This window comes from Mycolicibacter terrae, assembly GCF_010727125.1.
GTDB classification, from domain to species: domain Bacteria; phylum Actinomycetota; class Actinomycetes; order Mycobacteriales; family Mycobacteriaceae; genus Mycobacterium; species Mycobacterium terrae.
Window position 1 is genome coordinate 2,722,310 of the sequence record NZ_AP022564.1, and the last position, 23,762, is coordinate 2,746,071.

Below are 23,762 nucleotides of genomic sequence, written 5' to 3' on the forward strand. Positions count from 1 at the left end.
CGCGCCACCCCGCCCTTCGTTAGTAAGCCTGCCCTAATTTCGTCGAAGCTACTCTATCTACGGTCCACCGTCGGCAAGCCAGGGAGTCACATGCACGGGTTCGTATCGTTTCCGGCCGAGCGGGCGGCCGCCTACCGCGCGGCCGGGTACTGGCGGGGCCGCCCGCTGGCATCGCTGCTCGACGACGCTGCCCAACGCTGGCCGGACCGCACCGCGGTCATCGATGCGGGCGCGACGCTGACCTACGCGCAGTTGGACGCCGCCGCCGATCGGGCGGCGGCGGCCCTGCACCGGCTGGGTGTCGGCGCCGGCGATCGGGTGCTGCTGCAGTTGCCCAACGACTGCACGTTCGCAGTCACGCTGTTCGGCCTGTTGCGGGTGGGCGCCGTCCCGGTGCTGTGCCTGCCCGGGCACCGGTCCGCCGAGATCGGTCACCTGGCCGCGGTGAGCGATGCGGTCGGGATCGTGATCCCTGACGCCACTGCGGGTTTCGACTACCCGGCGATGGCCGCCGAATTGGGTCTGCGGCGGGTCATCATCGGCGACACGGCCGACGCCCCGGCGGCACCGCGATTCAGCCCCGATCCGGCCACCCCGGCACTGCTGCTGGTCTCCGGCGGCACCACCGGACTGCCCAAGCTGATCCCCCGCACCCACGACGACTACCTCTACAACGCCACCGCCAGCGCGCGGCTGTGCGGATTGAGCGCCGATGACGTCTACCTGGTGGCTTTGCCGGCCGCCCACAACTTTCCGTTGGCCTGCCCCGGTCTGCTGGGAGCGATGTCGGTGGGTGCGACCACCGTGTTCGGCACCGATCCGAGCCCCGAGGCGGCGTTCGCCACCATCGCCCGGCACCGGGTGACGGTCACCGCGCTGGTACCGGCGCTGGCCACCCTGTGGGCGCAGGCCTGCGACTGGGAACCGCAGAAGCCGACGACGCTGCGACTGCTGCAGGTGGGTGGCGCCAAGCTGGCGCCCGGGGACGCTGCCCTGATCCGCAAGGAGCTGACCCCGGGTCTGCAACAGGTGTTCGGCATGGCCGAGGGGTTGCTGTGCTACACCCGCCCCGGTGACGCCGCGGAGCTGCTCGACAACACCCAGGGCAAGCCGCTGTGCACCGACGATGAGGTGCGGGTGGTCGACGAGGACGGCGCCGAAGCCCAAGAGGGTGAACTGCTGGTGCGCGGGCCCTACACGATCAACGGCTACTTCAATGCCGAAGAGGTCAACGCCCGATCCTTCAGCCCGGACGGCTTCTACCGCAGCGGGGACCGGGTCCGCCGCCTGACGAACGGCTATCTGGAGGTGACCGGCCGGATCAAAGATGCCATCGTCCGCGGCGGCGAGAACATCGCGGCCGACGAGCTGGAGACGCAACTGCTGCGCCACCCGGCGATCCGGTCGGCCGCCGCCGTCGGCCTGCCCGATGAATACCTGGGTGAAAAAGTTTGCGCTGCGATTGTTTTCAACGGGACGCCGCTGACGCTGGCAGAGCTGAACCGCCATCTCGACGAGTGCGGGGTAGCCACCCATGTCCGGGTCGATCAGCTTGTCGCGCTACCCACGCTGCCCACCACCGCAGTCGGCAAGATCGACAAGAAGGCGATCGTGCGGCAGGTGGGCAACGCTACCGAGCCGAGTTCGGCGACTTAACCTCGTTCGACGACGTTGTCGAGCCCGGAGGTACTCACCTGCGGATCCCCGAAGCGGTAGGTCACCCGGTTGTTGAAACCGGACGCCGTGATCGTGGGCGTCGAATCGACGGTGATCGCGTTGCCGATTCCCGACACCGTCAAACCGGTGCACTCGCCGGTGAGCACCACTGTGTTGCTGACCCCGCTCACGGTGACATCGCGACCGGCGCAGGCCAGTGTCTTGTTCTCCCCGGCCCCGGAGATGGTGATGGTGACGGCGCTACCGGGCACCGGGACGGCCGGCGACGGTGAGACGGGCGCCTCCGGGGTGTCGACCGGCGCGGTGGACGGCTCCGGCGCGGCCCCGCTGGGCAAAGCCGGGTGCCCCGGCGTGGTGCTCGTCGGGCCGCCGGCGATCAGGAACACCGCCGCGGCCGCAGCGATCGCGAAAACCGCCGCCAGCGCACTGATCCCGACCGTGATTCCCCGTCCGTTGCCGCGCGGCGGCGGCGCCTGCCCCTCGGTGCCGACCGAGGGCACGGTCAATTCCGCGGCCCTGGCGAAGTCCGACAGCGGGCGCTCCAAATCCCGAATCCGGGCCTCGGGGTCGTCGTCGGCGTTCACGCTTGTGATGATCGCACAACTGACTCGACGGCGGGACCCGCTGCGACCGGCTCCGCCGCGCCTGCGGCCGCTATCCGGCGTGGATCTGCCACCCGGCGGCATCACGCTGCTGCCGCCAGAATTCGTCGAAACGACCGCCGGCGGAGCGCAATTCCTCAAGGGTGCCATCCTCGACGACTCGACCGTTGTCGAGGAAGAGCACCCGGTCGGCTTGAGAGATGCTGGCCAGCCGGTGCGCGACGATCACCCGGGTGCGGGGCCGCAGTTCGGCGGTCAGCGCGTCGACGATCGCCGCCTCGTTCTCGGTGTCCAGGGCGCTGGTCGCCTCATCGACCAGCAGTACCGGTGCCGGCTTGAGCAGAGCGCGCGCGATGCTGACCCGTTGGCGCTCACCGCCGGACAGCGCCGCACCGGCCTCCCCGACCGCCGAATCGGCGCCGTCGGGCAACCGCCCGGTCAGCTCGTCCACCCGTGCGAGCTCGCCGGCCCGAGTAACGTCCGCCTCGTCCGCGCCCGGGGCGCCGACCAAGATGTTCTCCCGGATCGTGCCGTCCAGGAGATAGGGATGCTGGAACACCATGCTGCTCGCCGCGCGCCGCGTCGCTGCCGGTAGCCCGGAGGTGTCGACACCGTCGAGCAGAACCCGGCCGCCGGTCGGTTCGTGCAGGCCGGCGATCAGGGCCAGGATGGTGCTCTTGCCCGAACCGGACGGCCCGACGATGGCGGTCGTGGTGCCCGGTTCCAAGGTGAAACTGACCCGGTCGAGCACCGGCCCGCCGGCCGGGTTGTAGCCGAAGGTGACGTTGTCGAACTCGATGCGGGGCGCCGCGGCGCCGTCGGGCAGTGCGCCGTCTCCCACCGTCAGCGTCGGGGCGGTGAGCACGGCCCGGATCCGCTGGAGGCTGGCCCGCGTCGATTCCAGCGCCGGCCCCAGCTCGCTGATGGTGGTGAAGGGTTCCAGGTAGCGGGCGGTCACCACGATCAGCGCGATGGCTTCGGGAACGCTCAAGGTGCCGGTCATGGTCAGCGCGGTGGTGGCGCCGGCGAGCAGGATCAGCGCGCCCTGGCTGGCCAGGCTGAACAACAGCTGACCGGGAATCTGCATGAGCAGCAGCCGCATTGCCGCACCGTGCTGGGTAGCCAGGGCCGCACCGACGGTGCTGCGTTCGGGCTCGACCCGTCGTGCCGCGCGCAGTGCCTGCTGGGTGCGGGCGAATTCGATGATGCGCTCGGTCAACGCGGTGTTGGCCTCCCCGGCGGCGGTGTCGGCGCGGGCGCTGAGCCGGTTGGCCGCCCACAACGCCCCCAGCAGCAGCGGCACCCCACCCAGGGCGGCCAGGCCCAGTTGCCACGACACCCCGAGCAGCGCCACCGCGATCGCCGGTGGCAGCAGGATGGCGCTGATCAGCGGGGTCAGCAGGTTGACGACCAGGCTGACCAGTTCGGGGCCGGTGGTGGCGATCGCCTGCCGCGCGGTGGCGGTGTTGTCGGGCGTGAACCAGTCCAGCCTGATTTCCGGTAGCCGGTCGGCGACGTCGTGTTGGGTGTGGTCGAGGACGGCGAATCCGAGATCGAATCCGATGCGCGCACATGCGAAGTCGATCAACCAACCGGCCACGGTCGCCACGGTCAGCCATCCCAGCCAGGTCAGCGACCGGTGCGGGTTCTCCGAGAACAGCGCGGCCACCAGCGGGACCAGCAGCACGGTGCCCGCCGCCCGCACCGCCACCGACGCCCATGTCAGCCCGATGTAGCCCAGCAGCCGGCCGCGGCGGTCGACCGGGATCAGCCGGACCAGGGTGCGGATCACCGTGCCGCCTCCGCTCCGGCAGCGACCGCCCGGCGCCCGGTCTCCCACAACTGCAGGTAGCGGCCCCCCGCGGCGAGCAACTCGTCGTGGGTGCCCTGTTCGGCGATCGCGCCATGATCGAGTACCACGATCTGATCGGCGCCGGTGATGGTGTGCAGGCGGTGGGCGATGACGAGCACGGTCCGATCCCTGGTCAGGCGGTTCAGCGCCTGCTGCACCAGGTATTCCGATTCGGGGTCGGCGAAGGCGGTGGCCTCGTCCAGGATGAGCACGGCGGTGTCGGCGAGGATGGCGCGCGCGATGGTCAGCCGTTGGCGCTCGCCGCCGGAGAGCGCGGCGGCCGCGCCCAGCACGGTGTCGTAACCCTCCGGCAGTCGCAGGATGCGCTCGTGGATCTGCGCTTCGCGCGCGGCGTCGTGTACCTGTTCGTCGGTCGCGTCCGGGACGGCAAGTGCGATGTTGTCCCGAACGGTGCCGTGCACCAGCTGGGTCTCCTGCAGCACGAAACCGACCCGACGGTAGAGCTCGTCGGCGGACAACGAGCGAATATCCTGCCCGTCAACGGTTATCGAGCCGTGCTCCACGTCGTGGAAGCGGGCCAGCAAAGCGGCCAGGGTGGATTTGCCGGAGCCCGACGGGCCGACCAGCGCGGTCACCGTGCCCGGCCGCAGTGTCAGCGACACATCGGAGATCACCGGCACACCCGGGCGGTAGCCGAAGCCGACGGACTCGAAACGCACCGTCCCGGGCCGGTCCTGCACCGGCGCCGATTGCGGCTCGCGCACCACGAGTTCGGGTTCGTCCAGAGCGATCTGCAGCCGTCGGGCCGCCAGCATGCCGCCGCGGATACCGCCGACCCCCAACCCGATACCCAACAGCCGGGCGCCGAAAGTGGTGCCCAGCAACAGGAACGGCAGCAGGTTCACCGGGTCCATCCGACCCGTCACGATCAGCGGGGTGCCGGTCAGCACGATCAGCCACAGGAATGTCGACGGGCGGGTGACCAGGTCCATCAGCGTCTTCTTGCCGATGAAGGGCCGCTGCCAGGCCACCAGGAAATCGATGTAGTCGTCCAACTTCCGGCGGAAGGTCGAGGCGGCGGCCCCGCCGAACACCCGGATCACCGGCTGGCCCTCCAGGTAGGTGCCGGCTTCGCCGTTCATCCGTTCCGCCCAGCGTTGCGCCTGGCTGATCTTGGGCCCGGACTGGGTCATCATCACCGACATCAACACCAGGTAGATCAGCACCGGCACGAACAACACCAGCGCCACCCGCCAATCCACCACGAACAGGTAGACCAGCACCGCGACCGGTGCGACCACTGCGGCGACGGCGTCGCCGATGGCATGCGTGATCAGGTAGTGCAGTGACAGGGTGTCGTCGGCGACGAGTTGCTTGATCGATCCGGAGCCGCGGGCGGTGAACCAGCCCAGCGGCAGCCGGGACAGCTTGCTCAGCAGCCGGCTGCGCAGCCCGCTGGCGAAGCGCGCGTCGACCACGTGCAGCCACAGTGTCAGTCCCGCGCCCAGCAGTGTGCCCAGGCCGAGCAGGGAGACCGCCGCGATGCCCACCGTCCACAGCCGCGACCCGTCGGCACCGGAAACCAGCAGGCGGGCCAACTCCACCAACAGGACGAACGGGGCCAGCTGCAGCAGCGTGATCACGGCCTGCAGAACGCCGGAGACCAGGAGCGGCGCTTTCAGCGGGGCCAGCAGCCGGCCTGCGGCCTGGGCGCGCCACTCCCCCTTGGCGTTGACTCTGCGCTCACCAGGCTCCGTACTCGCACTTTCGTCTGGTGGCGGCAGAGTCAACGATGCGGGCTCGTCGGCTTCCGGGGCGCGCTGGGTGCCCATGGCCCGTCCGGCGTTCCAGTAGGCCTGCGCGTGGATCTCGGATTTGGGGAAGCCGAACTCGTCGCGTAGCCGGGCCCGCACGGCCTTCAGGGTCGCGGCTTCCGGTGTCGCCCAGGCATACCAGTCCGACCAGTCCCGCGTTTCGATGGCGGCGGCCAAGGAGTTCGCGTCGCGGCGGGGCACCCAGTGCACCTGCAGGCGGGGATGCTCCCGCAGTGGGATCAGCAGGTCGTCGTCGTCGTGCTGCTCGAGGTACAGCTCGATCGGCACGTCGGGCGGGACGGTTCCGATGATCCCGTTGATCCCCGGTATCGACGCCGAGTCTCCCATCAACAGGTAGCCCGCAGGCGGCGCGTCGGGATCCGGCGCTTCAAAGCGGGACGAGCCCATCATCGACACCGCCGCGATGCGCGCGCCGGGTTCGACGGTGCGCGCCCACCGGCTCGCGGGCCCGTCCGGTTCGTGCAACACCATGTCCACCGCGAAGCGGCCGGTTTCGGCATCCCCCTCGGCGATGGTGTAGGCCCGCTGGAACTCGGTTCGCGAGCCGTCCGGGTCCGGGAACCAGAACCTCAGCCATGCGCTGGGTTCGACGGTTGCGTCGGTGAACAGGGTCGGTGAATGCATCCAGACTCTGATGCAGTGCGGAGCGATCCAGCTGGTCTCGAGCACCGTTGCAATGTGGTCCCGGGCGCCGAAGCCCCGCAGTATCGCGCCCTGAAAACCGCGCGCCATCAAGGTCCTTTCGCCAACGGTTGCCCGCCCCGCGGGGTGAGACCCGGCGCTCGCACCGCCAAGCCCGACCTAGGTTACCCTACCCTCACTTAACCGGGTAGGGCCTCGGGGTAGGCTCACTGCTCGTTATGACTGACGCCGCAATCCTGCACCGCGAGCTGAAGGATATTTCCGACGAAGTCCGCCGCGTCCCGGCACCACCGATCCCAGTGCTGGCCGAGCCCTATGCGATCCGGGTTGCCGACCCGGACGCCGATGCGGAGATGGTCTCCGAGTGGATGAACCGGCCGCACCTGGCCCAGACCTGGGAGTCCGCCTGGCCACCCGAGCGCTGGCACGCCTATCTGAGCGCCCAGGTCGCCGGCAGCTACACACGGCCGCTCATCGTCAGCCGGCACGGACAGGACAACGGTTATATCGAGTTGTACCGAGCCGCAAAGGATTCCATCGCCAAGTACTACGCCGCCGACCCGCATGATCTCGGTATGCACGGGGCCGTCGCCGACGTCGCCGCGGTCAATCGAGGATTCGCGGCGATCCTGCTGCCACGCGTTATGAAAAGCGTGTTCGATCTCGAACCGCAGTGCCGGCGGATGATGTTCGAACCCGAGTACCGCAACACGGCGATGCGTCGGCTGGCCGAGTATGTGGGCGGCACCTTCCTGGGTGAACACGACATGGGTTATCGCCGGATGGCGCTCTATGCGGTGTTGCGCTACCCCGACGACGATCCACTGGCGAACAGCCGCTCGTAGCCCTCGTAGTCCGGCCGCATCCCGGCCGCCACCAGCTCCCAGAGCACCTCGTCGGTGCCGCCGCCCACCCGGGCCAGCTTCATGTCGCGCCACCAGCGCCCGATAGGTGTCTCGTCGACCAGGTATCCCGAGCCGCCGAAGATGTGCATGCATTCGGAGAACACCTCTTCGCCCAGCCGGGCGGCGCTGACCTTGATCGCCGCGGCGGCGCGCAGATCCAGGCGCCCCTCGGCGGCGATGCCGTTCAGCGCGTGGCGCAGTAGATCGACTCGAGCCTGCAGGTCGGCGACCCGCAGCCGCAGCGCCTGATGCTCGAACAAGGTGGCGCCGAACTGCCGTCGGCGCATCATTCGGGCGTGGGTGAGCCCCAGCACCAGTTGGCACGACGACGCGACCTGCCCGGCGATCGACATGCGTTCGTGTGCCAACCCCCAGGAGATCGCGGCCAGGCCGGTGCCGGGGCGTGCGATCAGGGCGTCGGCCGGCACCCAGGTGTCGATCTCGACCGCGGCGGTGTCCAGCGGCCCGGCGCCCACCTTTCGGTAGGGCTCACACACCTGTACCTGCGCGGTCGGCACCACGATGACCAGAACGTTGCCGTGCCGGCTGTTCGCGTCATGGTCGACGCCGCGGGCGACCACGATGATGTGGTCGGCGATCGGCGACAGCGAGACGAACTTCTTTCGGCCGCGGACCTCGAATCCGTCGCGCGCGGAACGCACTTCGGTCTCCACGATCTGTAGGTCCGAACCGCCCGACTCCTCGGAGGCCCCGATGCACAGCACCGCCTCACCGGTGATGGCCTGCTCGCAGATGCCCTGCAGGTATTCGGATCGCCCGAAGCGGCGCAGGATCGCGATCGCCGAATCGTGCAGACTCACCCCGACCCCGATTCCGGCCGAGCGCAGCTGTCCCAACTTCGACGCCAGCGCCACCAGTTTGGCGACGTCGGGATGCTGACCCTTGTTCCATTTGCCCGCGAACACCCCGGCGCGGCCCAGGTGTTCGATCAAGGCTCGCGGGAAGCGTTCGGTCGCTTCTGCTTCGGCGGTCCAGTCGGAGACCTGGTCGTTGAAGGCTTCGTCGAGCAGTGCCCGGTAGGCGTCGATCCCCCCGGAGTCCGAAGTCACCTCAACGCCTCCATGTCCTGTTTGACCTGGACTCGCCGCAGCTTGCCCGACGACGTCCGGGGCAGGGAGCCGGGCGCCAAGAACACCACCTTGGCGGGCACCACCCCGCATTGCGATGCGACCCGGGCGATCAGGTCGCTGCGGGCGCCAGCCTCGTCGGGCCCCCGGAATTCGGCGACGACGACCAGGGCCGGGCGAACGTCGTCGGTGCCGACGGCGACCACCGCCCCTTCCCGGACGCCGCGGATCTCGCCGGCGACGCGTTCGATCTCGGTGGGGAACACGTTGCGGCCGGCCACCGAGATGATCTCCTTGGCGCGACCGCAGACCACCAGCCCGTCATCGGTCAGATATCCGAGGTCGCCGGTGGCGAACCAGGTGTCCGGATCGTGGGCGGGTTCGCCGATGTAACCCGACATCATCGAGGTGCCGCGAATCTCGATCTCACCGACGTCGCGACCGGGCTGGTCGGCGTCGTGACCGGGTGTCGGCGCGATCCGGACCTGCATGCCCGGAATCGGCACTCCCAGGATCGCATGCTGATGAACCGCGGAATCGTTTCCGGCACCGGCGATTTCGTCATACAACAGGCCGGTGCCCGGACGTGGCGCGGTCACCGCGCAGGTGGCCTCCGCCAGCCCGTAGGACGGGGTGACCGCAGCCGGGTCGAAACCGAACTTGGCCAGCTCGGTGGCGAAGCGCTGCAGTGCTGCGCAGTCGACGGGTTCGCCGCCGTTGATCGCCACCCGGACCCGGCCCAGGTCGACGTCGGGGATCCGGCGGGCGTATTTGCCCAGCACGCTGTAGGCGAAGTTCGGTGCGGCGGTCAGGGTCGCGGCGCTCTCATGCAGCCACGTCAGCCAGCGAAACGGCGAGGCCGCGAATGCCGCGGTGGGTGCCAGCCACACCGGCGACCCCGACAGTGCGCCGCTGAGCAGGAATGTCAGCCCCATGTCGTGGTACAGCGGCAGCCACGAACAGCCGACGTCGGCGGACACGTCGATAGCGACGTGGGCCAGCAGCCCTTGGACATTGCTCAGCACCGCGGCCGGGGACAGCTGCGCGGTGCGCGGCGTTCCGGTCGATCCGGCCGTTCCCTGCAGTACCGCCGGCGTATTCGGCGCGGCCGCCACCGGGGTGAAGGCGGCCGAGCGATCGGTGGCGACGGCGGTGACATCATGCACCGCCACGCCGGTGTCGGCATCAGCGAGCAGCTGCAGCGAGGCACCGTGACTGAACACCGTGCCGGCGCCGATACCGTCGAAGCGGTTCAGCGTGGCGTGAGCCCACTGCTGTGGGTCGGCGCCACGGACCGGCCCGGGCAGGATCGACACCGGACGCCCGGCGAGCCACGCGCCCTGAATCGCGGCGACCAACTCCACGGTCGGCTCCCCGACCAGGCCGACCGCTCCGGGTCGGTCGGTGTCGAGGATCCTCGCCGCAACGCTCTGCGCCCTGGAGTGCACCTGCGCCCAGGGGTGCCGATTCCAGACTCCGGTGGCCTGGTCGAGGATCACCAGATCGTTGTCCGATGCGGTCATCGCCCGGGTCAGGGCGCCAGCCAACACGCTCACGCGTCGGCGGGGACTTTCGCCCGAATGGCGGCCTCGAGGTCGCCGACGGTGTCGCAGCTCAGCAGGTCTTCCTCGGACAGCGCCACGCCGAGCCGATCCTCGATGGCGACCATGCCGATGGCGAACGCGACCGAGTCCAGACCCACGTCGTCAACCAGTCGCGCCTGGGGAGTCACCCGAGTGAGGTCGACATTCAGGTCGTCGCGCAGGATCTCCCGCAGCGCGGCGCTGACGGTATCGGAGGGCGAAGAACTCATGTCGAGGGACGCTACACGACACCCGAAAGTAAGGTTAGCCTTACCCTAGTTTGTGATGGTCGACACACGGTTAGGTAAGGCTTGCCTCCTCGCAATAAACCTGTCTAAGGTAGGCCCGCGCTCTACATACACAGGAACCTCATACCAGATGAGGTCACGATAAGGAGAAGCAATGAAGCTCGCCTATGCGGACGGATCCCTCGATCGCGGTTCCGCATCCGCCGTCCCTTCGACTACCCGCGCCAACCTCGTAGTGGCCGCCGGGATCGCCCTGGCCGGGGCCGGTGTGATCGCCGTCAACCCGATCGCGCCGGTGCTCTCCCTGGACGCACACCAGACCGAGGTGCAGCTCACCGCCACGACCTCGGAGAACTGGGCAAACCTGATGGACTTGATCTCCGCCAACCCCGACCCGGTCGGTAACGCCCTCGGCCAGGTATTCGGCCACTACAGCGACATCGCCAGCACCAGCATCGAGAAGTCGATGGCCGGCGTCGAGGGCATTTGGTCGGGCCTCGGGGGCGCCCAGGGCCTCGAAACGATTCTTCCCCTGATCAGCGACTACCTGAAGGACGGTAACGCCACCGAGGCGTTCAACCTCATCAACAAGGACATGCTGTTCAACATGCAGAACATCTTCCAGCCGCTCTTCAACTACGTCCCGCGGGGCGAGACCGAAGAGGTCGCCGGGATCTTCGGCCTGGGCAGCAGCATGATGCGTGACTGGGCCAACGTCCAGGACGTATTCTCCGACTTCAGCACCTGGAAGGCCATGAGCGAGGCGCTCATGAGCCCCTCGATCAGCGCCATGTACGCGCTGAGCGACCAATTCACCGACACCGGTGACCACACCCCGCAGGACGTGTTGGACGCCTTCCTCAACGGCTACGTCCCATGGGACCCGCAGGACGGTTCCGAAACCGTCCACGCACCGCTGGTCGGCTTCCTCACCGAGGACGGCCCGATCGACTACTTCGGCCGGATCCTGCCGGAGATGATCGCCGCGGCATTGACCCAGAACCTGCCGGTCGACGATGTCGACGTCCCGGTCGACCCGGCGCTCGCCGACGTCAGCCTGTTCGACATGGACTGGCTGACCGGCCTGCTCGGCTAGCACCACCCCTGCGCGCCTTCGCGCAGGACGAGAGCCGGGTTCGGGCAGCAACTGCCCGAACCCGGCTCAAAACATTGCCATTGACTAATGGCGCCATTGGTTGTTGACTCAGTCACATGATCTTCGGGCGCTCGCCGAAACGCAGCCATGACGCCTCCGCGGTGGTGACCGGGGCAGGCAGCGGTATCGGCGCCGCATTCGCCGTCGAACTCGCCCGCCGCGGCAGTGCTGTGGTCTGCAGCGACATCGATGTCGACGCCGCCCAGCGCACCGTCGACACCATCACCGCCGCAGGCGGGCGCGCCACCGCCGTGCAGTGCGACGTGTCGCAGATCGACGCCGTCACCGCGCTGGCCGACGCCGCACAGGCCTGGTTCGGCCACCCGCCGACCCTGGTGATCAACAACGCCGGCGTCGGTGCCGGCGGGCAGCCGATCGGCGACATGGCGCTCGATGACTGGACGTGGACCCTGGGCATCAACCTGTGGGGCCCGATCCACGGCTGCCACGTATTCACCCCCGTCTTGCGTGCTGCCGCCGGTGATCAACCCCGCGGCATCATCAATGTCGCCTCCGCCGCGTCGTTCGGCGCCGCCCCGGATATGGCGGCCTACAACGTCAGCAAAGCCGGCGTGCTGTCGCTATCGGAGACCTTGGCCGCCGAATTGTCCGGTACCGGAATCGGTGTCACCGTGCTGTGCCCGACGTTCGTCAAGACCAACATCGTCGAATCGGGCCGGATCACCGCACAGTCCAGCGAGGCGGCGAACCGGTTGATGCGCTGGACCGGGCTCTCCGCGCAACGCGTTGCCCGCGACTGCCTGGACGCCCACGACCGCGGCAGCTTGTATTGCATGCCGCAGCTGGACGCCAAGATCGGTTGGAACATCAAACGTTTCGCACCGGAGACATTCACCCGAACAATCGGGCTGGCATTCCGTGCCAGTGCAGCACTGCCGGGAAAGGCCGACTGAAGGAGAAACAGATGGCTCTCGACATGGACGCCATGCTCGCCAAGATCAAGGACCGGCAGTGGGCGCTGGCCGACATCGACTGGGAGGCACCGGGAGCCGAGTTGATCCGGCCCGAGATGGCGCCCAAACTCAAGAAGTTCATGGCCGACCTGTGCTGGATCGAGAACATCGGCGCGCGCGGCTTCGCGGCCATGGCACGCAAGGCGCCCACCGCGACACTGGCCGAGATCTACCGGTATTTCCACGCCGAGGAGCAGCGCCACGCCAACGCCGAACTGGCGCTGATGAAGCGCTGGGGCATGCTCGAAGACGGCGAAATGCCCGAACCCAACGTCAACATCCGGTTGGCCATGCAATGGCTCGACGACTACTCCGACGACTTGCCGCTGTCGGTACTGGGCACGGTGATCCCGATGCTGGAAGTCGCACTCGACGGTGCTCTGCTCAAGTTTCTGCTCGACGAGGTCGACGACCCGGTCTGCCACCAGGTGTTCGAGAAGATCAACAACGACGAATCCCGGCACATCGCCGTTGATTTCGAGGTGTTGGAGATGATCGGCCACGCCGACGCCCGCAGATTGGCGATCGAGTTCGTCGGCACCGTCGCCTCCCCGTCGCTGATCATCGGCGCGCTGATCTCGATCCCACTGCTCAACCGGGTTCGCAACGAGGTGATCGGCATGGGTCTGGATCCCCAGCGCCTCTACGCCGCCCTGATGCGCTTCACGCAGTTCGGTGAGCGCGGCGAGCACACCCGGCGGGTGCCGGCCTATCAGATCGTCAAGCACTACTCGGGCTGGATGGCCAACCCGAACAGCCCCTATCACCTGCTGGCCAACCCCGCGGTGTGGATCTCCGGCTTCTACCCCAAGCGGTTGCTCAAGCCCATCCCGACCTGGTTCAAAGAGCTGACCCACGAACCGGCGGCCTGACGTGGCGCGCACACACGTCTACCAGACCCTGATCGTGGGCGCCGGCTTCAGCGGGATCGGCGCGGCGATCAAACTCGCCGAGGCGGGCCATGCCGGCGCGGACGAAATCCTCATCCTGGAGCGCAGTGACCGGGTCGGCGGCACCTGGCGCGACACCCGCTATCCCGGTGCGGCATGCGACATCCCGTCGCTGCTCTACTCGTTCTCGTTCGTCGCCAACCCGGGCTGGTCGCGGGCCTATCCGTCGGCCGACGAGATCTATGCGCACATCGAGGACATGGTCGACCGGTTCGACCTGCGCCGCCACATCCGGTTCGGCACCGAGGTCACCGGGCTTGCCTTCGACGAGGACACCGGTGTGTGGACGGTGTCGGCAGGGCGGACGAAGTTTCGGGCCCGCACCGTGGTGCTGGCCTCGGGCCCGTTGCCCGACTCCAGCTTCCCGGCCATCCGCGGGCTGGAGACATTTACCGGCCACAAGATTCACAGTGCGCGCTGGGATCACGACTACGACTTCACCGGCAAGAAGGTCGCTGTCGTCGGCACCGGCGCCAGCGCGGTGCAGATCATCCCGGAACTGGTCGAGCAGGCCGGATTCGTCAAGGTCTTTCAGCGCACGCCGGGCTGGGTGATCCCCCGCCTGGACGTGGCCATGCCTCCGGTCGTCCAGGAGCTGTTCGCCAAAGTGCCCGCCGCCCAGCAGCTTGCCCGCCAGGCGCTGTTCTGGGGGCACGAGGCCAGCGCCACCGCCTTGGTGTGGAACACCCCGCTCAGCGGCCTGGTGGCCCAACTGGGCAAGGCCCACCTGCGTACCGCGGTCAAGGATCCGTGGCTGCGCCGTCAGCTCACCCCGGATTTCACTCCAGGTTGCAAGCGCATGCTGGTCTCCAGCGACTACTACCCCGCGCTTCAGCGCGACAACTGCAAGCTGATCGCCTGGCCGATCGCCACGATCAGCCCGGCCGGCATCCGCACCAGCGACGGTGTGGAACACCGACTGGACGCCATCGTGTTCGCGACCGGCTACGACGTGCACCTGACCGGTCCGCCGTTTCCGGTCACCGGACTGGGCGGCAGGTCGCTGGCCGCGGACTGGAGCGGCGGCGGTCAGGCCTTCAAAAGCATTCAGGCACACGGCTACCCGAACCTGTTCTTCATGACCGGCCCCAACTCCGGGCCGGGTCACAACTCGCTGCTGGTGTACGTCGAAGGACAGATCGACTACGTGGTGCGCGCCGTGGGCGCGATCCGCCGCGGCGACCTGCGCTACCTGGACGTGCGTGATGACGTGCAACGTCGCCACAACGAGCAGATTCAGCGGCGACTGGGCAAGACGACCTGGATGTCGGGCTGTCGCAGCTGGTATCTGACCGAGGACGGTTTCAACGCGTCGATGTACCCGGGATTCGCGACCCAGTATCTTCGGCAGATGCGCAGTTTCCGCCTCGCCGACTACCACGCGGTGGCATGACCGCACCGGATCGTCCAGCCAGGCCCGACTCCATCGCCGGTGTGCTGGCGAACCTGCGACGGGTGCCTCGCCGGGTGCGTCGCGAGTCTCGCGAGGTGATCGAGGCCGCGGTGACCCAGCTTTTCGAGATCGTGGTGCGCCACCCCGGCGGCAACACCGCATCGCGGGAGTACCGGATCGACGACCTGGCCCGCCTGGCCGGCACCACTACCCGCAACGTCCGGGTGTACCGCGATCGGGACCTGTTGCCGCCGCCGCGGCGGGTCGGGCGGATCGCGTTGTACAACGACACGCACCTGACCCGGCTGCGGCTGATCACCTCGATGCTCGACCGCGGTTACACCATCGCGCACGTCAAAGAGATGATCGGCGCGTGGGAGCAGGGCAAGGACCTCGGCGACATCCTGGGCCTGGAGAGCGCGATCGCCGGCAGCTGGACCAGCGAACGCCCCGAGACCGTGTCACGGGCCGAGGCCGAGCGGCGGATCGGCGATCCGGAGGCGTTGCGGCGGCTGATGGCGCTCGGGGTGATCCGCGTCGACGGGGCCGACGGCTCCCGGGCCACCATCACCCGGCCCAAACTGATCGAGGCGTTCAACGAGATCCGCGGCTACGGCATCGCCGTCGACAAGCTCATCGACCTCTACGAGCAGTCACTGCCCCACATCGACGCGATCAGCCAGATGCTGGTGCGGGCCGGTGCCGAACACGTCCTGACCAGGATCCAGCCTGGGGCTCCGCTTCCGGCCGATACCGAGATCGCCGAGCTGATCGGCATGCTGGTGCGGTTCCGCACCCAGGCCGTGGCCTCCGTCACCGCCACCCTCGCGTCGTCGATCGAGTCCACCATCGAGTCGATGGTGACCGGCCTGCTCGCCGAGTCCCTGCTGCACTGAGGCTGGTTCAAGCGGCGGTCCCAGCTTCGCCGTCTCAGGCCAGCGCGAGAAACAGCTTCTCCAGCTCGTCCTCGGTCAGCGGAGCGTCGCCGGTGGCGGACTCGCCGGCAAGGCATTGCCGCAGCCCGCTCGCGACGATCTTGAAACCCGCCCGGTCCAGCGCACGCGAGACCGCGGCCAGTTGGGTGACCACGTCCTTGCAGTCGCGGCCGCTCTCGATCATCGTGATCACCCCCGCGAGCTGACCGTGCGCGCGGCGCAACCGGTTCAACACCGCCTTGATACTTTCGTCGTCGCCAACCACGTGAGCTCCTCTCGGCGAGACCCATGATACCCGGCGGGGTATGCCAAGGGAGGGAACTCAGCGGTGGGCGATCAGGTACGGCGCCAAAGTCGCGAGCTTCTCGCCGGTCTCCTCGAACTCCCGCTCGGGACGGGATGCGTCGATGACGCCGGCTCCGGCCCGTAGCCACGTCCGCCCGTCCCGTTCGTAGGCCGCCCGCAACGTCAACGCGGCATCCAGCCCGCCGGCGGCCGTGAACATCACCACCGCACCCGAATACAGGCCCCGCGGGCACTCGTCGAGCCTCAGGATGGCGTCGATCCCGGCGCGCTTGGGTATGCCGGACGCGGTGACGGCCGGAAACAGCGCCTCCAGGGCATCCATCCGGTCCCGCGAGCGGTCCAACCGCCCGGACACCGTCGAGCCCAGGTGCTGAACGCTGCCACGCTCCCGCACGGTCATGAAATCGGTGACCGCGGCACTGCCCGGTTCAGCGACCTCGGCGATCTCATCCATCGACGTGCGCACCGAGATCGCGTGCTCGACGATCTCCTTGGCGTCGGATTCGAGCTCGGCACGAACCGGCCCGTCCACCGCGGGATCGCCGCTGCGCGCCCGCGTTCCGGCCAGCGGCTCGGTGAGCACCAGGCCGTCGTCACGCACCTCGGCCACCAGCTCCGGACTGTAACCGAGTGCCCGAATCCCGCCGAGCCGCAACAGAAACGACCGAGCAGGGGTGTTGTGCCGCCGTCCCAGCCGATATGTCGACGGGAAGTCCAGCGCAAACGGCACGTCGACACAGCGCGACAGGATCACCTTGCGGTAGCGGCCGGCGCCGATCTCGCCGACCGCGGTGGCCACCCTGTCGCGATAGCCGGCGGCGTCGGCATCCACCGCGATCCGCGACGGGTCGGCCAGCGCCGGGACACCGTCGATCAGCAACCGGTCCAGCGCTGCGGCTTCCCGCTCGCCGGCGCCGAACATCTCTACCTGCTCGGCGGTGACCACGATGCGGGTCCGCGGCCAGAACACCCGCGCCAGCGCGGTTCCGGGGTCCAGCCGGTCCTGCAGCCCGAAGCGGTAGGTACCGAACTCGAAGGCGACCCAGCCGAACACCTGGTCGGCCTCCAGCAGCAGGCGGTCGACGGCTTCGCCGAGCACCGCGGCCGGCCGGCCGCTCCAGTGCTGGCGCCGCACCACTCCGTCGCGGACGGTGCGCAGCTCATCGCTGTCCAGTTCGACGGCCGCGCGCAAACCCGTGGCCAGTGTCCAGGTTCCGCACCGCTCATAGAGCAGGTACTCCTCGCCGGCGATTTCGGGAAGGGCCGCGGCGAGCCCCGCCGCGAGATCGGCCGGCCCGACACCCGGTGGCAGCGGCACCGACAGCGAAGTTTCGGAGACTGTTTCGACACCGAGCTCGGACACGCTAGTAAATGTAGCCTAACCTACTTAGTGGCGCGCGCTCCGCCCCGGGAAATCGCCGGGCCCGGCTCCGGCCGGCGCCGCCGACGCGACTCGGGGCGCCCGTGACGCCGGCCACTGCGGACCGTTGGTGGTGATCTGGTTACGGGCGTTCACGATTCGGTATCAGTCACCACACAACGGTTGGCAGCGACGGCACCCGTATGGAATATAGAGACATGCTAAGCATTCGAAAGCTCGTTGGACCGATGTTCGCAGCCGGCGCCGCCGCGGCGATCGCCGTCGCCCCGACCGGCCTGATGCTGGCCACCGCGCCGCAGGCAACGACGGGCCCATCCGTTGTGGCCCAACCGCACGGTTCCGGGGGCCCCGACGGCAACGGCGGCGGAACCGGCTGCGGCCACGACGCCGGCTGGCAGGGCTGCGGCGGCTTCATTCCCGGCCAGGGCGGCTTCGGTCACGGCTGCTTCAACGGCATCTGCGGCAGCTGGGACGGCGGCCGCGGCTGGTTCAGCGGCTGACCCGGCCGCCAACCACGGCGGACGGCTACCCCAGCAGCGAACGCACCACCGCGTCGGCCAACAGCCGTCCGCGGTCGGTCAGCACCAGGTGTTCACCGTCGATACGCAGTAGGCCGTCGCCGACAGCGTTCCCGGAACGCTCCCGCTCACCCGGATCCAGGGCAGCCAGCGCCAGCCCCTCGCGCATCCGCAGCCGCAGCATCACGTCTTCGGTGTGCCGGTCGGACTCCGAAAGCTCTTCGAAGCCGGCGACCGGCAGCGTCATCGCCGCCAGGATCTGCGCATAAGCGTTGGGGTGCTTGACATTCCAATAGCGCAAGGCTCCGTCGTAGCTGTGCGCACCCGGACCTGCGCCCCACCACCGGCCACCGCCCCAGTAGCCCAGATTATGCCGGCAGGCCGCACCCGGTCGGCTCCAGTTGGACACTTCGTACCAGTCCATACCGGCGGCCCGCAGGGTGGTGTCGACCAGTTCGTAGCGATGCGCCAGCACGTCGTCGTCGGGGGCGGGCAGTTCCCCGCGCCGCACCCGACGGGCCAGGGCGGTACCGCTCTCGACGATCAGGCTGTAGGCCGAGACGTGATCGACACCCGCTTCCAGCGCGGCATCCACCGAGCGCAGCAGGTCGTCGTCGGTCTCGCCGGGGGTGCCGTAGATCAGGTCGATGTTGAGGTGGTCGAATCCGGCCGCGCGCGCCTCCCGTGCGGCGGCGACCGGGCGTCCCGGCGAATGGATGCGGTCCAGGGTGGCCAGCACCCGCGGCGACACCGACTGCATCCCCAACGACACCCGGGTGTAGCCGGCGGCCCGGATCGTGTCGAAGAACTCCGGCGACGTCGACTCCGGGTTGGCCTCGGTGGTGACTTCGGCGTCATCGGCCAGACCGAAGTGTTCCCGCACGTGATCGAGCACCAGCGCCAACCGCGCGGCGCCCAGCAGCGACGGCGTGCCGCCACCGACGAACACAGTGTCGGCGCGCGGGCCGCCCAGGCGGGCCGCGGCCAACTCCAGTTCCCGGGCGAGCGCCGCCACCCAGGCGTCCGGGTTGGCGCCACCGAGCTCCGCCGGGGTGTAGGTGTTGAAGTCGCAGTAGCCGCACCGGGCGAAGCAGAACGGGACGTGCACGTACACCCCGAACGGGCCTGGGGACTCGAGCCGGTCCGGTGCCACCTCGGGCAGCGCTACCGCGGTCGCGGTGGTCATAACGGCCGATCATCCCACGGCGCCGCAGGCGACGCCGCCCGTCAGCGTCTCAGTAGGCCTGAACGTCCAGCCCGTCGGCGTCCGCGAACAGCGCCGACAGATAGTGGGTCAGCGACCCGACCGGGGCCGCCCCGGCACCCGTGGCGGCAGAACTGCCCCGGGATGCGCAGGTCGGCCAGGCGCCGGGCCCCTGGTCGGCCATGATTCGCTTGGCGACGGCGATCTGCTGCTGCGGGCTGGCCTGCGAGGGCAACCCGACCCCGCCGTTGGCGTCCCAGGCGGCAGCGCTGATCTGCAGACCGCCGTAGTCGCCATTACCGCTGTCGGCGGCCCAGTCCCCGCCGGATTCGCACTTGGCGATGGCTTCCCAATTGATCGGATCGGCGTTGGCCGCGCCGGTCAGTTCGGCGGCCCCGGCCAGCAGCGCCGCGACGGCCAGCACTGTGAACTTCCTCATACCAACTCCACCTTGCTGGCCAGCCAACGGCCGTCGACCTTGTCCATGGTCATCCGGATCCGGCTGCGGTCCATCACCGGTTCGGGGTTGTCGGCGTTGCGCACCGCCTGGTTGACCAGCAGCACGACGACGGCATGGCTGTGGTCGGCGGATTTGACCACCGCCTCGGCGACGTGGCCGCGCGCGGTCGCCTTGTTGTCGATCAGCAGCTGACGCACCTTCGCCCCCGTCCGGGTGTGCATCCGGTTGAACTCGCCGGTCGACCCGTCGGCGATGTCGGCGAAGTTGCGGTCGACGTCGTCGGCGTCGATATCGGTCAGCCGCAACACATATGCCTCGGCGGCCTGCAACGCCTGCTCGCCGGCGAGATGGGTTTGGTAGTGCTGGAAGGCCAACCATGAGCCACCGCCCACACCGGCCATCAGAGTCGCGATCGCCAGCCAGCGCCGCAGCAGAGCACGCCCGCCTGCCCGCGGGAGCGGTTCCGATACCGGTGGCGGCTCCCACACCGGTTCCCACCCGAAGTCGACAACACTCACCTGCCCCACCCGCCTTCCGATCCGCCGCTGTGTGCGGCTTCGACGTATCGGTCCGCACGGTCCCGGCCCGGCCCGCTCCGACCCTCCCGTCCCGACCGCACCGCCGTCGGGTCCCAGATGAGTTTCGCGCACGCTGATCACAACTTTGCGCCGGTAAGGAAGATTTTCGGCATCCATGGCATAATCGGCCAGGTGACTGCCGCCTACTGCACCGCATCCGGGGTTGCCCTGGTGGCTCGGCGGCACATCGATCTCAAGCGGGTTTGTAGCTGTCGCTGTCTGCCTTGATGTCGTAGAACCGCCCACCTGTATTTTCCAGCTGGCCGCCGGATCTGCGCCGCCGGAGACAGTCGCCGGTTGCCTACGCTCAATCCCGCCAGCTCCTTCGTGAAGGAGAATCCATGACCGCCACTTCGACTGCGTCCAGCACCGCGGGCGCAGCCCGCAAGCGCAGCGAGGCCCAATGGGCACTCGGCGAGACCGAACCGGTCAACCACAACGAGCAGTTCAAGCAGGACGATCCGGCGCTGAACGTGCGCGCCCGGATCGTCGACGTGTACTCCAAGCAGGGCTTCGACTCGATCGCCAAAGACGACCTGCGCGGCCGGTTCCGCTGGATGGGCCTCTACACCCAGCGAGAGCAGGGCTACGACGGCACCTTCACCGGTGACGAGAACGCCGACCTGCTGGAGGCCCGTTACTTCATGATGCGGGTGCGTTGCGACGGCAAGGCGCTGTCGGCCGCCGCGATGCGGACCCTGGGCGAGATCTCCGTCGACTACGCGCGGGGCACCGCCGACATCTCCGACCGCAACAACCTGCAATACCACTGGATCGAGATCGAGAAGGTCCCGGAGATCTGGGACCGGTTGGATGCGGTCGGCCTGCAGACCACCGAGGCCTGCGGCGACTGCCCGCGCGGCATGCTCGGCTCGCCGCTGGCCGGCGAATCGCTCGACGAGGTGCTCGACCCCTCGCCCGCCCTCGACGAGATCGTCCGCCGCTACATCGGCAACCCGGACTACGCCAATCTGCCGCGCAAATACAAGACCGCGGTCTCGGGCCTGCCGGACGTCGCCCACGAGATCAACGACATCTCCTTCATCGGCGTCAACCACCCCGAGCACGGACCGGGCCTGGACCTGTGGGTCGGCGGTGGCCTGTCCACCAACCCGATGCTGGCCCAGCGCCTGGGCGCGTGGGTGCCCCTGGACGAGGTGCCCGACGTCTGGGAGGCCGTCACCAGCCTGTTCCGTGACTACGGCTACCGCCGGCTGCGCTCCAAGGCGCGGCTGAAGTTCCTGCTCAAGGACTGGGGCGCGGAGAAGTTCCGGGAAGTTCTCGAAACCGAATACCTCAAGCGCCCGCTGATCGACGGACCGGCGGCGGCACAGCCCACCGCGACCATCGACCACGTCGGGGTGCAGAAGACCCGCAATGGCCGCAACGCGGTCGGAGTGGCCCCGATCTCCGGCCGGGTCAGCGGCGAGACGCTGCTCAAGGTCGCCGAGCTGATGGAGCAGGTCGGTTCCGACCGGGCCCGGTTCACTCCGTACCAGAAGCTGGTCATCCTCGACGTTCCTGACGAGAAGCTCGACGGGTTGCTCGCCGAGCTGGACGCGTTGGGCCTGCCGGCCAACCCGTCCCCGTGGCGGCGCAACCTGATGGCCTGCACCGGACTGGAGTTCTGCAAGCTGTCGTTCGTCGAGACCCGCGTGCGGGCCCAGGGCCTGGTCCCCGAGCTCGAGCAGCGTCTCGAGGACCTCAACGCCGCCCTGGACGTGCCGGTCACGGTCAACATCAACGGGTGCCCGAACTCGTGTGCCCGAATCCAGGTGGCCGACATCGGGTTCAAGGGCCAGATGATCGACGACGGCAACGGCAACTCGGTCCCCGGCTTCCAGGTGCACCTGGGCGGCAGCCTGGGCGCCGACAGCGGGTTCGGCCGGAAATTACGGCAGCACAAGGTGCTCAGCGACGAGCTCGGCGACTACATCGAGCGGGTGGTACGCAATTTCATCAAGGGCCGCAACGCCGGTGAGCGATTCGCCCAGTGGGCGGTGCGGGCCGAAGAGGACGACCTGCGATGAGGCAGCAGACCGAGGATCAGCTGCGCGAGCTGGCCGCCCGCGGCGCCGCGGAACTCGATGGCGCCAGCGCCACCGAACTGCTGGAGTGGACCGACGCGAACTTCGGTGGGGTCCGCGGCCCGCGCGGCGGCGCCACCTGTAACTACGTAGTGGCCTCCAATATGGCCGATGCGGTGCTGGTGGATCTGGCGGCCAAGGTCCGCGCGGGTGTTCCGGTGCTGTTCCTCGACACCGGCTACCACTTCGCCGAAACCGTCGGCACCCGCGACGCGGTGGAGGCGATGTATGACATCCAGTTGGTCAACGTCACCCCCGAGCAGACCGTGGCGGAGCAGGACGCCGCGCACGGCAAGGATCTGTTCGCCTCCAATCCGGCGCTGTGCTGCCGGCTGCGCAAAGTCGAACCCCTGGCCCGCACGCTGCGCGGCTACTCGGCGTGGGTGACCGGGCTGCGCCGGGTGGAGGCGCCGACGCGTGCCAACGCCCCGCTGGTCAGCTTCGACGAGCAGTTCGGGCTGGTGAAGATCAACCCGCTCGCCGCCTGGACCGATGAGGAGATGCACGCCTACATCGCCACGAACAACGTGCTGGTCAACCCGCTGGTCGACGAGGGGTACCCGTCGATCGGCTGCCTACCGTGCACGGCCAAACCCGCGGCCGGCTCCGACCCGCGCAGCGGACGCTGGGCGGGCCTCGCCAAGACCGAATGCGGGTTGCACGCCTCGTGACAGGTCCCGCTACAACGCTGGTGTTGACCGCGCACGGCAGCCGGGACCCGCGCTCGGCTGCCAATACCCACGCGATCGCCGGGCACCTGCGCCGGGTGGCACCGGAATTCACCGTGCAGGTGGCGTTCTGCGAACACAGCACGCCGATCCTGCGCGACGCACTAGACACCGTGACCGGCCCGACCGGCCAGACCATCGTGGTCCCGTTCCTCCTGGCCAGCGCCTACCACGCCCGCATCGACATCCCGGGGGTGATCGCCCAGTCCGGGGCCGCCGTGCAGGTGGCTCCCACCCTGGGCGAGGATGACCGGCTGGTGCAGGTTCTCGGTGAGCGGCTCACCGCCGCCGGGGCGTCCCGTTTCGACCCCGAGCTCGGCGTGGTGGTGGTCGCGGTGGGTTCCTCGCATGCTGCGGCTAATGCGCAAACCGCCCGCGTCGCCGCGCCGTTGGCCCGCGGAACCCGTTGGGCCGGAGTCGAAGTCGCCTTCGCCACGCAGGGACCGTCGGTGCCCGAAGCCGTCGAGCGCCTGCGGGAACGCGGGGCCACCAGGCTGATGATCGCCCCGTGGTTCCTGGCGCACGGGCGGATCACCGACAAGATCGCCGCCTATGCCGCGCAAGCCGGGATCGCGATGGCCGAGCCGCTCGGCGCGCACCGCCTGGTGGCGGCGACCGTGCTGGACCGGGTGGAGGCGGCGCTCACCGAAAGTCACGCCGCGGCCTGACGCTTGGTTTCCCGGCTGCGCGCCGGAGCAG

23 protein-coding genes are annotated in these 23,762 nt (G+C 68.8%); 12 read left to right on the top strand and 11 right to left on the bottom strand.

Features of this window, described 5'->3' with window-relative positions; all coding sequences use genetic code 11:
- The first annotated feature begins 90 nt into the window (after positions 1–90).
- The gene (locus G6N23_RS13015) at positions 91–1,656 is read left to right on the top strand and encodes a (2,3-dihydroxybenzoyl)adenylate synthase (RefSeq protein WP_085259664.1); all 1,566 of its coding nucleotides are present in this window, start codon (positions 91–93) and stop codon (positions 1,654–1,656) included.
- On the opposite strand, the gene G6N23_RS13020 is transcribed toward G6N23_RS13015, so the two are convergent.
- The 3 genes from G6N23_RS13020 to G6N23_RS13030 form a co-directional block, all read right to left on the bottom strand.
- The gene (locus G6N23_RS13020; protein WP_085259663.1) at positions 1,653–2,261 is read right to left on the bottom strand and encodes a DUF3060 domain-containing protein; all 609 of its coding nucleotides are present in this window, start codon (positions 2,259–2,261) and stop codon (positions 1,653–1,655) included. The two genes, G6N23_RS13015 and G6N23_RS13020, sit on opposite strands and share 4 nt — an antisense overlap.
- 70 nt (positions 2,262–2,331) lie before the next feature.
- Positions 2,332–4,071, bottom strand: a complete 1,740-nt coding sequence (locus G6N23_RS13025; RefSeq protein WP_085259700.1) for an ABC transporter ATP-binding protein — start codon at positions 4,069–4,071, stop codon at positions 2,332–2,334.
- Positions 4,068–6,659, bottom strand: coding sequence for an ABC transporter ATP-binding protein/permease (locus tag G6N23_RS13030; RefSeq protein ID WP_085259662.1), 2,592 nt, complete (start codon positions 6,657–6,659; stop codon positions 4,068–4,070). The genes G6N23_RS13025 and G6N23_RS13030 overlap by 4 nt, the downstream gene beginning before the upstream one ends.
- A 128-nt stretch (positions 6,660–6,787) precedes the next feature.
- Here G6N23_RS13030 and G6N23_RS13035 point away from each other — a divergent pair, with 128 nt between their 5' ends.
- On the top strand, positions 6,788–7,414 hold the full coding sequence (locus G6N23_RS13035) for a GNAT family N-acetyltransferase (protein ID WP_085259661.1): 627 nt from the start codon (positions 6,788–6,790) through the stop codon (positions 7,412–7,414).
- On the opposite strand, the gene mbtN is transcribed toward G6N23_RS13035, so the two are convergent.
- The 3 genes from mbtN to G6N23_RS13050 are packed head-to-tail and all read right to left on the bottom strand — an operon-like array spanning position 7,375 to position 10,375.
- On the bottom strand, positions 7,375–8,544 hold the full coding sequence (mbtN, locus tag G6N23_RS13040) for a mycobactin biosynthesis acyl-ACP dehydrogenase MbtN (protein ID WP_085259660.1): 1,170 nt from the start codon (positions 8,542–8,544) through the stop codon (positions 7,375–7,377). The two genes, G6N23_RS13035 and mbtN, sit on opposite strands and share 40 nt — an antisense overlap.
- Entirely contained in the window at positions 8,541–10,118 is a 1,578-nt protein-coding gene (gene mbtM, locus G6N23_RS13045; RefSeq protein ID WP_085259659.1) for a long-chain-fatty acid--ACP ligase MbtM, read from the bottom strand. Before mbtM ends, mbtN begins: the two co-directional genes overlap by 4 nt.
- Positions 10,115–10,375 (bottom strand): mycobactin biosynthesis acyl carrier protein MbtL, encoded by a 261-nt coding sequence (locus G6N23_RS13050; RefSeq protein WP_085259658.1) that lies wholly within the window; start codon positions 10,373–10,375, stop codon positions 10,115–10,117. The genes mbtM and G6N23_RS13050 overlap by 4 nt, the downstream gene beginning before the upstream one ends.
- 172 nt (positions 10,376–10,547) lie before the next feature.
- Between G6N23_RS13050 and G6N23_RS13055 the strand changes: the two genes are divergently transcribed.
- The 5 genes from G6N23_RS13055 (at position 10,548) to G6N23_RS13075 (ending at position 15,762) form a co-directional block, all read left to right on the top strand.
- Positions 10,548–11,489, top strand: a complete 942-nt coding sequence (locus tag G6N23_RS13055) for a hypothetical protein (RefSeq protein WP_234808500.1) — start codon at positions 10,548–10,550, stop codon at positions 11,487–11,489.
- A gap of 116 nt (positions 11,490–11,605) precedes the next feature.
- Positions 11,606–12,463: an SDR family NAD(P)-dependent oxidoreductase gene (locus tag G6N23_RS13060; protein ID WP_085259656.1), complete on the top strand. Its 858-nt coding sequence runs from the start codon at positions 11,606–11,608 to the stop codon at positions 12,461–12,463.
- A gap of 11 nt (positions 12,464–12,474) precedes the next feature.
- Complete coding sequence (locus G6N23_RS13065; RefSeq protein ID WP_085259655.1) at positions 12,475–13,395, top strand: reductase; 921 nt, start codon at positions 12,475–12,477, stop codon at positions 13,393–13,395.
- Position 13,396: 1 nt separating this feature from the next.
- Complete coding sequence (locus tag G6N23_RS13070; protein WP_085259654.1) at positions 13,397–14,866, top strand: flavin-containing monooxygenase; 1,470 nt, start codon at positions 13,397–13,399, stop codon at positions 14,864–14,866.
- Positions 14,863–15,762: a MerR family transcriptional regulator gene (locus G6N23_RS13075; protein WP_085259653.1), complete on the top strand. Its 900-nt coding sequence runs from the start codon at positions 14,863–14,865 to the stop codon at positions 15,760–15,762. Before G6N23_RS13070 ends, G6N23_RS13075 begins: the two co-directional genes overlap by 4 nt.
- A gap of 34 nt (positions 15,763–15,796) precedes the next feature.
- Here G6N23_RS13075 and G6N23_RS13080 read toward each other — a convergent pair whose 3' ends face one another.
- A complete protein-coding gene (locus tag G6N23_RS13080) occupies positions 15,797–16,066 on the bottom strand; it encodes a metal-sensitive transcriptional regulator (RefSeq protein WP_085259652.1) in 270 nt (89 codons plus the stop codon).
- Positions 16,067–16,123: 57 nt separating this feature from the next.
- Positions 16,124–17,470 carry a salicylate synthase gene (locus G6N23_RS13085; protein ID WP_085259651.1) on the bottom strand — a complete coding sequence of 449 codons (1,347 nt, stop codon included), beginning with the start codon at positions 17,468–17,470 and terminating at the stop codon, positions 16,124–16,126.
- A 245-nt stretch (positions 17,471–17,715) separates the two neighbouring features.
- Between G6N23_RS13085 and G6N23_RS13090 the strand changes: the two genes are divergently transcribed.
- Positions 17,716–17,988: a hypothetical protein gene (locus tag G6N23_RS13090; RefSeq protein ID WP_372508960.1), complete on the top strand. Its 273-nt coding sequence runs from the start codon at positions 17,716–17,718 to the stop codon at positions 17,986–17,988.
- 25 nt (positions 17,989–18,013) lie between these two features.
- Here the strand turns inward: G6N23_RS13090 and hemW are convergent, their stop codons facing one another.
- Genes hemW through G6N23_RS13105 form a run of 3 tightly spaced genes read right to left on the bottom strand, consistent with a single transcriptional unit; the run spans position 18,014 to position 20,188 of the window.
- The gene (gene hemW, locus G6N23_RS13095; RefSeq protein WP_085259649.1) at positions 18,014–19,192 is read right to left on the bottom strand and encodes a radical SAM family heme chaperone HemW; all 1,179 of its coding nucleotides are present in this window, start codon (positions 19,190–19,192) and stop codon (positions 18,014–18,016) included.
- A gap of 49 nt (positions 19,193–19,241) precedes the next feature.
- A complete protein-coding gene (locus tag G6N23_RS13100; protein WP_085259648.1) occupies positions 19,242–19,649 on the bottom strand; it encodes a transglycosylase family protein in 408 nt (135 codons plus the stop codon).
- A complete protein-coding gene (locus G6N23_RS13105; protein ID WP_234808499.1) occupies positions 19,646–20,188 on the bottom strand; it encodes an Rv1363c family protein in 543 nt (180 codons plus the stop codon). The genes G6N23_RS13100 and G6N23_RS13105 overlap by 4 nt, the downstream gene beginning before the upstream one ends.
- A gap of 117 nt (positions 20,189–20,305) precedes the next feature.
- Here G6N23_RS13105 and G6N23_RS22700 point away from each other — a divergent pair, with 117 nt between their 5' ends.
- From G6N23_RS22700 to G6N23_RS13120, 4 genes are all read left to right on the top strand, one after another.
- Complete coding sequence (locus G6N23_RS22700) at positions 20,306–20,476, top strand: Ms4527A family Cys-rich leader peptide (protein WP_372508952.1); 171 nt, start codon at positions 20,306–20,308, stop codon at positions 20,474–20,476.
- Between the two features lie 113 nt (positions 20,477–20,589).
- Positions 20,590–22,278: a nitrite/sulfite reductase gene (locus G6N23_RS13110; protein ID WP_085259647.1), complete on the top strand. Its 1,689-nt coding sequence runs from the start codon at positions 20,590–20,592 to the stop codon at positions 22,276–22,278.
- Positions 22,275–23,006: a phosphoadenylyl-sulfate reductase gene (locus tag G6N23_RS13115; RefSeq protein ID WP_085259646.1), complete on the top strand. Its 732-nt coding sequence runs from the start codon at positions 22,275–22,277 to the stop codon at positions 23,004–23,006. Before G6N23_RS13110 ends, G6N23_RS13115 begins: the two co-directional genes overlap by 4 nt.
- Entirely contained in the window at positions 22,985–23,731 is a 747-nt protein-coding gene (locus tag G6N23_RS13120) for a sirohydrochlorin chelatase (RefSeq protein WP_085259645.1), read from the top strand. Before G6N23_RS13115 ends, G6N23_RS13120 begins: the two co-directional genes overlap by 22 nt.
- Positions 23,732–23,762 lie beyond the last annotated feature (31 nt).

Bases quoted from the DNA above. Each gene is read 5' to 3' on its own strand.
- G6N23_RS13030 (WP_085259662.1), bottom strand. From the start codon at position 6,659: ATGGCGCGCGGTTTTCAGGGCGCGATACTGCGGGGCTTCGGCGCCCGG.
- G6N23_RS13055 (WP_234808500.1), top strand. From the start codon at position 10,548: ATGAAGCTCGCCTATGCGGACGGATCCCTCGATCGCGGTTCCGCATCC.
- G6N23_RS13035 (WP_085259661.1), top strand. From the start codon at position 6,788: ATGACTGACGCCGCAATCCTGCACCGCGAGCTGAAGGATATTTCCGAC.
- G6N23_RS13015 (WP_085259664.1), top strand. From the start codon at position 91: ATGCACGGGTTCGTATCGTTTCCGGCCGAGCGGGCGGCCGCCTACCGC.
- G6N23_RS22700 (WP_372508952.1), top strand. From the start codon at position 20,306: ATGAGTTTCGCGCACGCTGATCACAACTTTGCGCCGGTAAGGAAGATT.
- G6N23_RS13050 (WP_085259658.1), bottom strand. From the start codon at position 10,375: ATGAGTTCTTCGCCCTCCGATACCGTCAGCGCCGCGCTGCGGGAGATC.
- hemW (WP_085259649.1), bottom strand. From the start codon at position 19,192: ATGACCACCGCGACCGCGGTAGCGCTGCCCGAGGTGGCACCGGACCGG.
- G6N23_RS13115 (WP_085259646.1), top strand. From the start codon at position 22,275: ATGAGGCAGCAGACCGAGGATCAGCTGCGCGAGCTGGCCGCCCGCGGC.
- G6N23_RS13110 (WP_085259647.1), top strand. From the start codon at position 20,590: ATGACCGCCACTTCGACTGCGTCCAGCACCGCGGGCGCAGCCCGCAAG.
- G6N23_RS13100 (WP_085259648.1), bottom strand. From the start codon at position 19,649: ATGAGGAAGTTCACAGTGCTGGCCGTCGCGGCGCTGCTGGCCGGGGCC.
- G6N23_RS13065 (WP_085259655.1), top strand. From the start codon at position 12,475: ATGGCTCTCGACATGGACGCCATGCTCGCCAAGATCAAGGACCGGCAG.
- G6N23_RS13075 (WP_085259653.1), top strand. From the start codon at position 14,863: ATGACCGCACCGGATCGTCCAGCCAGGCCCGACTCCATCGCCGGTGTG.
- G6N23_RS13060 (WP_085259656.1), top strand. From the start codon at position 11,606: ATGATCTTCGGGCGCTCGCCGAAACGCAGCCATGACGCCTCCGCGGTG.
- G6N23_RS13120 (WP_085259645.1), top strand. From the start codon at position 22,985: ATGCGGGTTGCACGCCTCGTGACAGGTCCCGCTACAACGCTGGTGTTG.
- G6N23_RS13090 (WP_372508960.1), top strand. From the start codon at position 17,716: ATGTTCGCAGCCGGCGCCGCCGCGGCGATCGCCGTCGCCCCGACCGGC.